A 12,585-nucleotide genomic window follows, 5' to 3' on the forward strand; every position below is an offset into this window, starting at 1 on the left:
GGAGGGATGCATATGGATCAGCCAAAAGAAGTGCTACTAGAGGTAAATCATTTAAAAATAAAATTCCATTTAAAAAATGGTAAGCAGGCAAAAGTGGTTGATGATGTAAGTTTTACGATCCGTAAGGGAGAAACCGTTGCGCTTGTAGGTGAGTCTGGAAGCGGTAAAAGTATTACATCGTTATCCATTATGCGGTTACTACCTATACCACCAGGGGAAATCTCAGCTGGTACGATTAAATTGAATGGTAAAAATCTCTTAAACTATAAAAATAAAGAGATGAGCAATATAAGAGGCAATGAAATTAGTATGATTTTTCAAGAGCCGATGACGTCATTAGATCCAGTTTTTACAATCGGTAATCAAATGATGGAAGGCATTCGTAGACATCAAAGGATTTCAAAAAAAGAGGCATGGGAGAAATCACTACAGCTTTTAAAAGAAGTCGGTATTGCCAATGCAGAAAAGATTATTACTGAATATCCGCACCAATTATCAGGTGGTATGCGCCAGCGTGTCATGATTGCCATTGCAATGTCCAATAACCCTCAGTTGCTGATTGCTGATGAGCCAACAACGGCACTTGATGTAACGGTACAGGCACAAATTTTAAAGCTTATGATGAAGATGAAGGAAGAACATCGTTCGGCTATATTATTTATTACGCATGATATGAGCGTTGTAGCAGAAACGGCAGATCGCGTTATGGTCATGTATGCCGGACAAATCGTAGAAGAAGCACCTGTGCGAGAGCTTTTTACGAATCCAAAGCATCCGTATACTACAGCTCTTTTAAAAACAATGCCTAATCTAGACGCAGATGTTAAAAGATTGCCCTCAATCCCAGGAACTGTTCCACCGGCTTATGCGTTGCCAGGGGGCTGTCGCTTTGCACCACGCTGTCCATTTGCGATGGAACAATGCCATGAGGTGCAGCCTGAGGTAATCCATATTCAAGACGAGCATAAAGTACGCTGTCATTTATTTACGGAGAAGGGGGGCGCTTGATCATGACGAAGAAAGAAGTTTTGCTTGAAATTAATCATTTAAAAGCCTACTTCCCTGTGAAACGTAAGTCGATGAAGGAAGAGAAAAAAGTCATTAAAGCAGTCGATGATATTTCTCTTGAAATTTTCCGTGGCGAGACGCTTGGGATTGTAGGAGAATCTGGCTCCGGAAAATCGACGTTTGGCCGAACTATTTTAAAACTCGTTGAACCGACCGGGGGAGAAATTTTCTATAAAGGTCAGCCCATTCAGCAGTTAAAGGGAAGTAAGCTCCAAACCTATCGCAATCAAATGCAAATGATTTTTCAGGATCCTTTTGCATCACTCAATCCTCGTATGCGAGTAGGTGCCATTATCGAAGAGCCGATGAAATTACAATTAACATTAACTAAAGAGCAACGAAAAGAACGTGTAAAGGAGCTTTTACAAAAGGTTGGCCTACCAGAAGATGCTATGCAAAAGTTCCCGCATGAATTTTCCGGCGGTCAAAGACAACGAATCGGGATTGCGCGGGCTCTTGCTATTCATCCAGAGTTCATTATTGCGGATGAGCCCGTATCTGCATTAGATGTTTCGGTGCAGTCACAGGTCTTGAACTTAATGATGGATTTACAAGATGAATTTCATTTGACCTATTTGTTTATTTCACATGATTTAAGTGTTGTGAAACATATTAGTGATCGAGTGGCTGTGTTGTATTTAGGGAGAGTAGTGGAAATTGGCACGAAGAAAGAATTATATGTGAATCCTCTGCATCCATATACCCAGGCATTGCTATCAGCCATCCCAGTTATCAATTTTGATAAACCGAAACAAGAAATATCGTTACAGGGAGAATTGCCAAGCCCTATGAATCCTCCTGTAGGCTGTGTGTTTCATACGCGTTGTCCATATGTGATGGAAAGATGTCATCAGGAACGTCCAGAACTTAAGGAAGAAAATAAACATCAACGGGTAGCATGCTTTTTGTATGAAAAATAAACTGAAAATTTAGTTTTTTATAAAGTGAGGTGTGTATTATGTTTGGAAATATTACAGATGTGCCTGGAGTTAAGGTTGGGCATGCAGAAAATAGTAAAGGAATTACTGGCTGTACAGCGATTTTAGTGGAAAATGGTGCAGTTTGCGGTGTCGATGTAAGAGGCTCAGCGCCAGGCACTCGAGAGACGGATGCACTTGATCCTATTAACGAAATTAATCATGTACATGGGATTTGCTTGTCCGGAGGAAGTGCATTCGGATTGGATGCAGCGACCGGAGTAATGCAATTTTTAGAAGAGCAGGGTATTGGTGTGGATGCAGGTATTGCTACCATTCCAATTGTTCCTAGTGCTGTGCTATTCGATTTATTTATCGGTGATCCAAAGACAAGACCTACTGCTCCAATGGGATATGAAGCCGCTAAGAGTGCGGTTATTGGTCCATTTGCAAATGGTAATAAAGGAGCCGGTTATGGTGCGACTGTAGGGAAATTAGCAGGCCCTCAATTTTGTATGAAAGGGGGGCTAGGTAGTACCTCTATAGCTGGTAAAGAAGGTGTTGTAGTTGGGGCAATCGTTGCTGTCAACGCTGTTGGGGATGTAAAAGATCCAAATACAAGAGAAACGCTAGCGGGTGCAAGGGATCCGAAAACAGGGGAATGGATTGATTGCTGTTCTTATTTAGAGGAGTATGTGCAATCGGAGGGATTGTCTGGTACGAATACGACAATCGGTGTCATTGCAATGAATGCCAGATTGACAAAAGCAGAGGCGAAAAAAATAGCCCAGCTTACACAAAATGCCCTCGCACGGACGATTTATCCTGTTCACACAATGCTGGATGGAGATACGATTTTCGTGCTAGGTACAGGAGATAAAACATATCCAGTTGACTATTTGGGCCATTTGGCTACAAGAGCTATGGAGGAAGCGATCATTACTGGCATTAAAGCCGCTAATAAATTAGCTGAAGTAGAAAGCTATAAAAGTATACAAATATCGAGCACATAGGGGATAGGGGGAAATGTCATGAGGTTGAAGAACAATTGGTTGATGTTGTTGTTGATATTGATAGTAGGTTTACTAATAGGTGCCTGTTCAAGTGATGACAAAAAAGATGCAAGTTCTGATGGAAAGTCAGTAGCAGATTTACCGCAAGAAATCGTAGTACGTGTGAATGATGATCCAGATTTTTTAGATCCACATAAAGCAACAGCATCAATATCGTACCAAATGATTTTCAATATTTTTGAAGGACTAATGGCACCGGAAACGGATGGTACTTTAAAAGAAGGGTTAGCCGAAAGCTATGACATATCTGACGATGGTTTAACATATACATTCAAAATTCGTCCGGGTGTGAAATTTCATAATGGTGAAGATTTAACTATTGAGGATATTCAGTATTCATTTGATCGTTTAATGGGGAAAAACGGTGGCGAAAAGATGTCAAACAGCTTTGATAATGTTGCGTCAACGGAAGCACCAGATGCCAATACATTTGTGATCAAGCTAAAGGAGCCAAACTCCAACTTCTTATATTCATTAACTGCTCGACAATCAGCAATCTTACCAAAAAGCAATGATGGAAAGCATAATGAAAACCCAATAGGTACTGGGCCATTTGCATATGTAAAATACTCTCCAGGTACTAATTTAGAATTGAAAAAAAATGAACACTACTGGAAGGAAGGGTTACCTTACTTGAATAAAGTGACGTTTACCTTCCAATCGGATGATCAAGCAGCGATTATGAGTTTAATGGCCAATGAAGTCGATTTAACGAGCGTTCCTTGGCAGCGCGTTAGTGAAGTAGAAAATAATTATAACTTATCTCATCAAAATAATAACTCATCATTAATCGTTACATTTAATGAAACTAAAGCACCTTTTGATAATGTAAAAGTCCGTCAAGCAATTAACTACGCTATTAGTAAGTCCGATATTATTGACTCAGTGTTTGCAGGTTATGCTGTACCACTTGGTTCGAATATGAGTCCAGCGATGGGGGACTATCAAAAGAAAGGCTTAGAAAATATGTATAAGCGTGATGTGGAAAAAGCCAAAGCATTATTAGCAGAAGCGGGCTATCCAAATGGCTTTAAAACAAAAATTACAGTGTCTTCGCATAATGATATGTATTCAAATATCGCGCAAATCGTAGCGGCTAATTTAAAGGAAATCGGTATTGATGTGGAAATTGAAGTTGTAGAATGGGGCATTTGGCTAGACCGAGTTTACTTTGGTCGCGACTATCAAATGACAACGATCGATTTAACAGGTCGTGCATCTGCCTATGAAATTTTGAATGATTACATTTCAACAAATGATAGTGAAAACTTCTTCAAATTTAAAAATGATGAATACGACAAATTTATGGCAGACGTTTTAAAGGAAAAAGATCAGGCAAAACAAATTGATTATTACCATCGTGCACAGGAAATTTTAGCTGAGCAGGCAGCAGCGGTTTACATCGCAGATTATCAGATTGTTTGGGGTTCTAATAAAAAAGTTACTGGATTAAAGAGCTACCCATTTTGGTTCCATGATATGTCTGAGGTTAAATTTTCTAACTAGAAAGGGATGAGTGCTAGATGATGTATATATTACGTCGATTCATCCTGTTAATAACAACCATCCTTCTAGTGTCGATCATTACATTCGGTGTTTTTCAAATTTTACCTGGTGATCCGGTTCGGACAATGTTAGGCACTGAAGCGGATCCCACGCAAATTGAAAATTTGCGATCAGAGCTTGGCTTGAATCGCCCCCTTTATGAGCAATATACAGATTGGATGAAGGGATTATTGACAGGGGAATTAGGAAATTCCATTCGTTTTTCAATGCCAGTAAAAGACTTACTGTTTGATAGATTACCCGTAACAATGTCATTGGCAGGGCTCACCCTCTTAATCGTGTTACTTATTTCCTTACCATTGGGGATGTTTGCGGCGAGAAGACAAAATAAGCTTAGTGATGTGTCGTTGTCGACAGTGACGCAAGTTGGCATGGCCATTCCTTCTTTCTGGCTTGGCATGATACTCATTTTATATATTGGCATGCAGTTCAGCTTCTTTAAAATAAGTGGGTATATTCCGTGGACGCAAAGTGTAGTAGGGGCGTTAAGTACGCTCGTTCTCCCAGCGTTAACAATTGCAATTCCACAAATTGCGGTCAATTTTCGTTATGTTCGTACGGCTATATTAGAGCAAGTTCAGCTCGATTATGTACGTACGATTCGTAGTAAAGGGATGTCTGAGCAAAATGTTATGTATAAGCATGTCTTAAAAAATTCGATGATTCCAATATTAACGGTATTTGGATTAATCATGGCAGAAGTTGTTGCTGGAACGATTATTGTGGAGCAAGTATTTTCACTCCCAGGTGTCGGTCAACTCCTTATCACGGCTATAAGTAATCGTGATTTTCCATTAGTACAGGGAATCGTAATGTATATTACTGTTGCGGTGGTTATGATCAATTTTATGGTCGATATTTTATATTCCGCGTTAGATCCTAGAATCCGATTACGATGAAAGGTGGATACGATGAAAAATATACAAAGATACATGAAAAATATCAATTTAATCATTGGTCTACTAGTCATTGTAGGTTTTCTAATTGTAATGATTATCAGCTTTTTTTATACACCACATGATGTGAACTCGATGAATATACCTCAAAAATTACGAAGCCCAAGTAGTGATTATCTTTTTGGTACGGATGAATTTGGTCGTGATATTTTTAGCCGTATGATGAAAGGAACACAAACAGCCTTTGCAGTCGGTTTACTGACGGTATTTATCGGAACAATTTTTGGTATTTTAATTGGGGGTATAGCGGGGTATATAGGAGGCTGGATCGATGAAATTTTTATGCGGATGATGGATGCATTAATGGCCTTTCCAGGAATTATTTTAGCTTTAATGCTCGTTGCGGTATTTGGTCCAGGGATTGTTAATACTGCAATTGCATTAGGCATTATTGCCATACCAGCTATCGCTAGAATTACGCGAAGTGGATTCGTCCAACATCGTGACACTGAATATGTCTTAGCTGCAAAATTAATCGGCGTAAAACCTTTTAGCATTATGTTTCGTCATATTTTACCTAATATTTCTTCTCAAATTATCGTCGCAGCAACTGTAACCTTTGCCACTGCGATGCTTGCGGAGGCGGCACTGAGTTATTTAGGGCTTGGAGTGCAGCCACCAAACCCTAGCTGGGGACGGATGTTAAAAGATTCACAAGCCTATCTAGTTGGAGCACCTTGGTACACTTATGCGCCAGGTGGAGCCATTACTGTACTAGTATTAGGTTTGTATATGCTTAGCAATGCGTTACGTGATTTTATGGATCCCCGGTCAAAAGCGTAAAATATCGGGAGCTGTTTTTTTCAATAATTCATAGGCCTTCACCGCTATTTCTATATTGAGACGGTGAGGGGCCTGTAAAAAATCAGCTCCTAAAATATTTTCTAGTCGTTCAATTCGTTTATAGAGTGTTTGACGAACAATAAATAATTGCTCGGCAGTATCATTTTTGGCACCATTGCATGCTAAATAAACACAGAGCGTTTGATAAAGGTCGTTACCATTCTTTTGATCAATCAACAGTATTTCTTGTAAATAATCTTTAACGTATTGCAAAAGGGCAGCATGGTCCTGATGTAATAACAATCTGTAAACACCTAAATCCTTGTAATAAATAGAAGAAGCAAGTTCATTGTGTTGCATTTGAATGGTTGTTTTTGCCTCTTTATAGCCTTGCTGAACGCTATTAATGGATTGATAAACATTGCTAATGCCAAAGGTAAGAGTTATTTGCTCGAAAAGCTGTGGTGTTTTTCGAGCGATAATCTGCTGTATAGCTTGATTAAAAGGGTCACGATTTTCTTCCATATCATCAGCTGCGATGTAAAATGCAAGGATAATAATTTCGTGCTGTCGAACTGACATGGTAGGGAAAAAGCCAAGTTTTTTTATAATGGAACGAACAAACATAACATTTTGTAGCTGTATTTCTTGCCAGTCTTCCTCTGAAAAGGTATTGGCATAATCAAGCATATTAAACACGACTACGCGATAAAACAAGTTGCGACTTTCCATAGGCAAATAACTTTGATAATACTGAAGATCGATGGGATCTCCTTGTATTAAGGCGAGGATAAATTCATCCTCACGACTTTGCTGCCGTTCCTGTAGCATTCGATTACGCATTAATATTTGGGCAATAGACATCGTTGCACGTTCAAGGTTTAACAATGTATAATCACTTGGCTGCGGCAGAGCAGAACGCATACATAAATAGCCCCATACTTGTCCAAGTCCGTTGACTGGGATGATGACGAAATGATTTCTATCAATGGACAATAATTGAATGGGTTCATGTAATTCTAGTTGCTGACAGTGGTCCTCCATAAGTTGTAAATACTTTTTGGCTTCTATTGGATAATAAAAGCTTTTTGTATCTTCAGAGACAAATAAAAATAATGCATCAGTATATTGATGAAGTACCTGTAAAATTTTTAAAATCCCATTTGGCATTAACGATAATTCCATAAAAGTCCTTGATATCGTATCAAGCTGTGTTAATGCTTGCTGATGCTGATTAATAATGTAAGTATGTAGATCCTGTGTAATATCGATAAATCTAACAATCTCTTCAAAAATGATGATAGGAAAATCATGAGCATTAGCCATTGCAACCAGTTCTGCAGGGACATAATTAAAATAATCACCAATCTCAATACAAAGAGCTGCAGCACCGTTACGAATAAGGTTTTGCAAGTAAGCAATTTGTGTTTCACGTTCTAACTGTAAACCTACACCGGTTGTTAATATGAGCTCACCGCCATTTATTAAAGTATCAAAATTTTTTATTTCTAAAATATGTGTCCATAGTACTTGTCGATTTAAGCCTTGTTGTCCTGCGATTAGCTTGGCAGATTCAAAATGCTTTCGCTTTAATACATCACGTACAAGTAGAGGATGTTTCGACATAAATAAGCACCTACCCTTCGAATGTACAATAATAATTATGTTGTATTAGTCAGAAAATTTCAACATTAACTAGAATAATAGAGTAAATTTGGTGAATAAGAGTTCCTGGGATAGGGGCGGACGGATGTAAGGGATGTAGAGATTAAAAGGTATTCTTCACAAAGAAAGGCGATTCCAAATGCTCAGAAGCGCATGGAATCGCCTTTAATAATTTCGTGTATGACCTTTCTTTACATATTCCCAATCAGTTTCAATGTTTTGACGAATACGTATTAATAAGTCGTGAATACTGTCAATTTCTTCAGGAGAAAGACCATCTAATGCTCTAGCATTCGAATAGTCTCCTTCTCGCTTTAATAATGGATAAATCTTTAGACTTTTTTCTGTTGGGAAAAGCTGTTTGTTTTTCTTGTTACCAATTTCATTACGCTTTTCTACAAAGCCTTTTGTCTCCAACTTTTGAATCGCTCGAGAGGCAGTTGTGCGATCTACCTTTAATAGTTCAGCAACCTTTTCCTGAATAATACCAGGATTTTCACAGATGCGGGTGACGTACAAATATTGTCCCTTTGTCAAATCGAGTTCTTTAAACTCAATATTACTAATGGAATCAAGTGCTCGAGCAATCGCACCAATATCTCGTAAAATTTCCTTCATTGATTGCCTCCGAAAAATTTATTGTATTTGCAATAAAAAATACACTATACTATATATTATCATCCATGCAAGGAAATTTCACTTCATATCTACAGTGGGGTTCTTTTGCAAAGCGGTTCTAGTTGCGGAGTGAACGGCTTTAGCGGCGGAAGAAGTGGATTTAGTGGCGCAAATGACAGGTTTACCAGTGCAATAGACAGGTTTACCGGCGGAAAACAAAGTTTTACCAACGGAGAGTACGCTCCGAAAAACAAGGAGGAATATAAAAATGAACACGAAAAAAATTACAGATGAACAAGATTTACAAACTGCATTTGCCATTCGTCAAAAAGTTTTTATAGAGGAACAAGAGGTTCCAAAGGAAGAAGAATTTGATGAATTCGATACACTAGATGCAGCATGTGATCATATTCTTGTGTACTATAACGAACAACCTGTTGGCACGGGCAGACTGCGAGTTGTTGATGGCTATGGCAAACTAGAGCGTATATGTATATTAATAGAATTCCGCAAATTTGGTTTAGGAAAAGAGATTATCAAAAGTTTAGAGGAAATAGCACTTGAAAAAGGTTTAACAAAATATAAATTAAACGCACAATCCTATGCAGAAGGCTTTTATGAAAAATTAGGCTATAAGCGTGAAGGTGAAGAATTTATGGATTGTGGCATCCCACATATTTTAATGAAAAAAACAATTTAATAGGGTGTAATGGTTATTATTTTTCATTTTAAAAAATAGCAAACTAGGTTTAATGTTAGTTTGCTATTTTATTTTAATGCAATAGTTCTTTTGTTTTCTCCCATAACGGCTTAATTTTTTCTTTATTCGGCACATTTTCAAATATCCAATCTGATTCATTGTTGAAGGCGTTCACTAATTTCTTTACTGCCATCTCATTAGTTATATGGCTCATACAATTCATGATATCGACTATTTCATGTAATGGGTCAGGGGGTAATGAATTAGACAACGTTTTAAGTCCAAGTAAAGCCCGCTCAGGACAATACTTATGCAGTAGTACTTTTGCGAAGTGTTCTAAACTATTCCGCAGTAAATGAACACTCCAAATCTCATTTCCACGTTGAGCACTCCAATAATATTGATACAAATACCAGACGGTATCATCTACAGCATCTTGAAATTCGAGTGGAGTTAATGACAAAGTTGTATTCTTTTGTTTTGCTGTAAGAATCCCATTTGGATCAAATAATATTTTAATCGCATCGTTTTCACTTATTTCAGAGGAAGTTACCGTAAATAAATCGATATGAATCATATCTTCATATATGACTAATAGCTGAGGAGCAATAATATAGATATCATCAACAAAAATTGTTTTCTTATAAGCTTCAATATGTTGATTGCGGTTGGGTAAAAAAACTTCGACATTTTCTTCCTTCACAACGCAATAAATATCGATATCCGAAAATTCATCATGCTCCTCTCTAGCCATTGATCCTCTTAAAAATACAGCTTCAATATATTGATCATCTCTTAAACTTTCAAGTAAAACCTCAACTACAAGATCTAATTTCAAGTGTATCCTCTCCTTCTAATAAAACAGGCCACTCAAGTTATTTTGAACAGCCTTATTTTGCTAGATTTCCTTAACAACAGTGCCTGAGAAGCTATCGTGGGGAAGAAGTTGTCCATTTTGTTGTTCGAATGCTTTTGGATTTTTCAAGTAATCGAATGTACTAATTGAGTCACGGTAAGCCATGCGTTTTATAATTTGGGAGGAAGTCACCCTAGTCCCATTTTTATTTTCGAGAACTAGTCCCATTTTTTTGTAGCCAACTGTTTGCCCTTTTTTACGTAATTGCGCTAATTCAAGTGACCACATAACGACTGTCGGTGTAACGATGGCATGAATCGCCTCGTTTTTTACCTTTTTCCGGAGGATATACTCCACGCCAGCTGTGACAGCCGACGAAATAGCAATATCGATTAGAAATGCTTTTGTTCGTTTTTTTGAAATAGAGTTCACCAGATCTCCTCCTCGTAATAAGTTGTGAAATATTTAAAAGAGCATATTATCTTTAAATGGCAATTCATTCTTAGTAAGGTAAGATGCAATGGCACCATGTTTTGTTGTCGAAGCTCCTGCATAGCCATTCGCGAAAGTAAGAAGGGAGACAGCATGTTGCTTACAAAACTCAATTAGATTGGTCGCTGTAATTTGCTTGCGAAGGAGAGTAGCTAATAATGCTCCAATAAAGGCATCGCCCGCTCCTGTAGTGTCAATCGCATGAACTTTGTCAGCCGGCACCTTTACATGAAGCTTTTGAGTATAAAGACATGCCCCTTCTGCGCCACGAGTAATTATGATTACTTGTACTTTTCCTTGAAATAATGAATGGACTGCTTTTTCCTCATCCTCAATCGCAGTTAAAAAGAAAAGTTCCTCCTCGGACAATTTAACGATATGGGCCTTTGGTAAAAACTCTAAAATGGTTTGATGGCATGCCTTCTCATCGTTCCATAGAGGCAAACGAACATTTGGATCAAAAGAAACAAGACAACCCGCCTGATGAGCCTGTTCTATCAGGGCCATATGTGCATGTTTCATTGGGCTTTCTACTAAATTAACTGAGCAAAAATGAAGAATATCTTTATCTGTTAATAGGTTAGGAGGTAGTTGCTCTTTGCTGTAAAGTAAATCTGCTGCATGGCGACGATAAAATAAGAAGTCACGGCCACCATCACTTGTCAAGGAAACAAAGGCTAGACTTGTTTCACCCTCAACAGTTTGAACAATATAGTTCGTATCGACATTCGTTTTTTTTAACGTTTCTACGAGAAAATCTCCAAAAGCATCCAGACCTACCTGTGTAATGAGGGCCGCTTGTTGCCCGAGTTTTGCACAAACAGCTGCAACATTAGCAGGAGCCCCACCAGCATTTTTAGTAAATTGCTCAACTGTAGCAAGGGAAGCATTTTGTTCAGTAGGTGTAAAATCAATTAATAATTCACCAATTGAATAAAGTTTACTCATGGGAAAAATCTCCTTTACTAAGAACTAAGTCTGAGGCACACGTTTTTTCTTCGGTACGTAAATTGTGTAAAAAATACCACCAAAAATTAATACAATACCAAATGTTTGCATGAAACTCGGCATAAAATCAAGCAACAGCATATCAAGCAATATAGCAACGACTGGGTCAACAAATACTAATACTGAAACTAGAATAGTAGAGAGGCTTCGAATACTATCAAAAAATAAATAGTAAACAAATCCTGTATGAATAAAGCCTGTTCCTAAAATATATAGCCAATTTGTAGTCGTTAAGCCATCGAATAGCGAAAAATTAATAAATGGGAATAGTATGATAATTCCAACTGTAGTTTGGATATATGTTAATGCATAGGAGCTAAGCTTTGTGATTGTTTTACTTGTAAGCATCGTAAACGCGTAAAACAATGCAGATAGTAATGCCCAAATAAAGCCGGATTTCATAAATTCAGAGAATGACATAAAATTATTTAAGCCAATGATGAACATACTGCCAATAAAACAAGTCAATGTTGCTAGCAATGCTTGAATAGTCATCTTTTCTTTTAAAAACAATGCCCCAAATATTAATACGAATATTGGTGCTAAATTATAGATAGAAATTGCAATGGAAATTGACATTTCTTCAAAGGCTTTAAATAAAAATACCCAGTTTAAGACTATAAAGACACCACATATAAGTGTTCGTAATATTTCCTTTTTATCCCACACCTCTGTTTTGTGACCACCTGTGATTAGCCACATTCCTCCTAGAAAGAGGGTAGCACAAATACATCTAACAAAAACTAGCTCGGTAGCAGGTACGCCAGTATGAACAGTAAAAAATCCAATAGAGCCAAAAAGGGCCATTGAAACAGTTAGTTTGATAATAGCTGAAATGTTCATCCAAAACCTTCTTTCTATTAAAATTATTATTATTCTAGTC

13 protein-coding genes are annotated in these 12,585 nt (G+C 37.7%); 7 read left to right on the forward strand and 6 right to left on the reverse strand.

Going from position 1 to position 12,585, the window contains the following annotated elements; all coding sequences use genetic code 11:
• Window positions 1–12 precede the first annotated feature (12 nt).
• The 6 genes from ACFVT8_RS14370 to ACFVT8_RS14395 are packed head-to-tail and all read left to right on the forward strand — an operon-like array spanning window position 13 to window position 6,363.
• Entirely contained in the window at window positions 13–1,008 is a 996-nt protein-coding gene (locus ACFVT8_RS14370) for an ABC transporter ATP-binding protein (RefSeq protein WP_387081147.1), read from the forward strand.
• 2 nt (window positions 1,009–1,010) lie between these two features.
• Window positions 1,011–1,988: an ABC transporter ATP-binding protein gene (locus ACFVT8_RS14375; protein WP_387081149.1), complete on the forward strand. Its 978-nt coding sequence runs from the start codon at window positions 1,011–1,013 to the stop codon at window positions 1,986–1,988.
• A gap of 38 nt (window positions 1,989–2,026) precedes the next feature.
• The gene (locus ACFVT8_RS14380; protein ID WP_387081150.1) at window positions 2,027–2,998 is read left to right on the forward strand and encodes a P1 family peptidase; all 972 of its coding nucleotides are present in this window, start codon (window positions 2,027–2,029) and stop codon (window positions 2,996–2,998) included.
• A gap of 18 nt (window positions 2,999–3,016) precedes the next feature.
• The gene (locus tag ACFVT8_RS14385; RefSeq protein WP_387081152.1) at window positions 3,017–4,564 is read left to right on the forward strand and encodes an ABC transporter substrate-binding protein; all 1,548 of its coding nucleotides are present in this window, start codon (window positions 3,017–3,019) and stop codon (window positions 4,562–4,564) included.
• A gap of 17 nt (window positions 4,565–4,581) precedes the next feature.
• A complete protein-coding gene (locus ACFVT8_RS14390; protein ID WP_387081153.1) occupies window positions 4,582–5,523 on the forward strand; it encodes an ABC transporter permease in 942 nt (313 codons plus the stop codon).
• A gap of 12 nt (window positions 5,524–5,535) precedes the next feature.
• Entirely contained in the window at window positions 5,536–6,363 is an 828-nt protein-coding gene (locus ACFVT8_RS14395; RefSeq protein ID WP_387081154.1) for an ABC transporter permease, read from the forward strand.
• Here ACFVT8_RS14395 and ACFVT8_RS14400 read toward each other — a convergent pair.
• Both ACFVT8_RS14400 and ACFVT8_RS14405 read right to left on the reverse strand, forming a co-directional pair.
• Window positions 6,352–7,989: a PucR family transcriptional regulator gene (locus ACFVT8_RS14400; RefSeq protein WP_387081155.1), complete on the reverse strand. Its 1,638-nt coding sequence runs from the start codon at window positions 7,987–7,989 to the stop codon at window positions 6,352–6,354. The two genes, ACFVT8_RS14395 and ACFVT8_RS14400, sit on opposite strands and share 12 nt — an antisense overlap.
• A 204-nt stretch (window positions 7,990–8,193) precedes the next feature.
• A complete protein-coding gene (locus ACFVT8_RS14405; RefSeq protein ID WP_387081157.1) occupies window positions 8,194–8,646 on the reverse strand; it encodes a MarR family winged helix-turn-helix transcriptional regulator in 453 nt (150 codons plus the stop codon).
• Window positions 8,647–8,914: 268 nt separating this feature from the next.
• Between ACFVT8_RS14405 and ACFVT8_RS14410 the strand changes: the two genes are divergently transcribed.
• Complete coding sequence (locus ACFVT8_RS14410) at window positions 8,915–9,346, forward strand: GNAT family N-acetyltransferase (RefSeq protein ID WP_387081158.1); 432 nt, start codon at window positions 8,915–8,917, stop codon at window positions 9,344–9,346.
• A 73-nt stretch (window positions 9,347–9,419) separates the two neighbouring features.
• Here ACFVT8_RS14410 and ACFVT8_RS14415 read toward each other — a convergent pair whose 3' ends face one another.
• The 4 genes from ACFVT8_RS14415 to ACFVT8_RS14430 are packed head-to-tail and all read right to left on the reverse strand — an operon-like array spanning window position 9,420 to window position 12,545.
• Window positions 9,420–10,184 carry an aminoglycoside 6-adenylyltransferase gene (locus tag ACFVT8_RS14415; RefSeq protein ID WP_387081159.1) on the reverse strand — a complete coding sequence of 255 codons (765 nt, stop codon included), beginning with the start codon at window positions 10,182–10,184 and terminating at the stop codon, window positions 9,420–9,422.
• Window positions 10,185–10,244: 60 nt separating this feature from the next.
• The gene (locus ACFVT8_RS14420) at window positions 10,245–10,634 is read right to left on the reverse strand and encodes an RDD family protein (protein ID WP_387081160.1); all 390 of its coding nucleotides are present in this window, start codon (window positions 10,632–10,634) and stop codon (window positions 10,245–10,247) included.
• 33 nt (window positions 10,635–10,667) lie between these two features.
• On the reverse strand, window positions 10,668–11,642 hold the full coding sequence (locus ACFVT8_RS14425) for a carbohydrate kinase family protein (protein ID WP_387081162.1): 975 nt from the start codon (window positions 11,640–11,642) through the stop codon (window positions 10,668–10,670).
• Window positions 11,643–11,666: 24 nt separating this feature from the next.
• Complete coding sequence (locus ACFVT8_RS14430; protein ID WP_387081163.1) at window positions 11,667–12,545, reverse strand: DMT family transporter; 879 nt, start codon at window positions 12,543–12,545, stop codon at window positions 11,667–11,669.
• Window positions 12,546–12,585: the final 40 nt, after the last annotated feature.

Source organism: Lysinibacillus sp. NPDC058147 (genome assembly GCF_042884205.1).
In the GTDB taxonomy this organism is placed as follows: domain Bacteria; phylum Bacillota; class Bacilli; order Bacillales_A; family Planococcaceae; genus Lysinibacillus.

What these genes read in the sequence shown, in the direction of transcription:
- ACFVT8_RS14385 (WP_387081152.1), top strand. Translation starts at nt 3,017, where the DNA reads ATGAGGTTGAAGAACAATTGGTTGATGTTGTTGTTGATATTGATAGTA.
- ACFVT8_RS14410 (WP_387081158.1), top strand. Translation starts at nt 8,915, where the DNA reads ATGAACACGAAAAAAATTACAGATGAACAAGATTTACAAACTGCATTT.
- ACFVT8_RS14370 (WP_387081147.1), top strand. Translation starts at nt 13, where the DNA reads ATGGATCAGCCAAAAGAAGTGCTACTAGAGGTAAATCATTTAAAAATA.
- ACFVT8_RS14425 (WP_387081162.1), bottom strand. Translation starts at nt 11,642, where the DNA reads ATGAGTAAACTTTATTCAATTGGTGAATTATTAATTGATTTTACACCT.
- ACFVT8_RS14405 (WP_387081157.1), bottom strand. Translation starts at nt 8,646, where the DNA reads ATGAAGGAAATTTTACGAGATATTGGTGCGATTGCTCGAGCACTTGAT.
- ACFVT8_RS14430 (WP_387081163.1), bottom strand. Translation starts at nt 12,545, where the DNA reads ATGAACATTTCAGCTATTATCAAACTAACTGTTTCAATGGCCCTTTTT.
- ACFVT8_RS14400 (WP_387081155.1), bottom strand. Translation starts at nt 7,989, where the DNA reads ATGTCGAAACATCCTCTACTTGTACGTGATGTATTAAAGCGAAAGCAT.
- ACFVT8_RS14390 (WP_387081153.1), top strand. Translation starts at nt 4,582, where the DNA reads ATGATGTATATATTACGTCGATTCATCCTGTTAATAACAACCATCCTT.
- ACFVT8_RS14375 (WP_387081149.1), top strand. Translation starts at nt 1,011, where the DNA reads ATGACGAAGAAAGAAGTTTTGCTTGAAATTAATCATTTAAAAGCCTAC.
- ACFVT8_RS14380 (WP_387081150.1), top strand. Translation starts at nt 2,027, where the DNA reads ATGTTTGGAAATATTACAGATGTGCCTGGAGTTAAGGTTGGGCATGCA.
- ACFVT8_RS14395 (WP_387081154.1), top strand. Translation starts at nt 5,536, where the DNA reads ATGAAAAATATACAAAGATACATGAAAAATATCAATTTAATCATTGGT.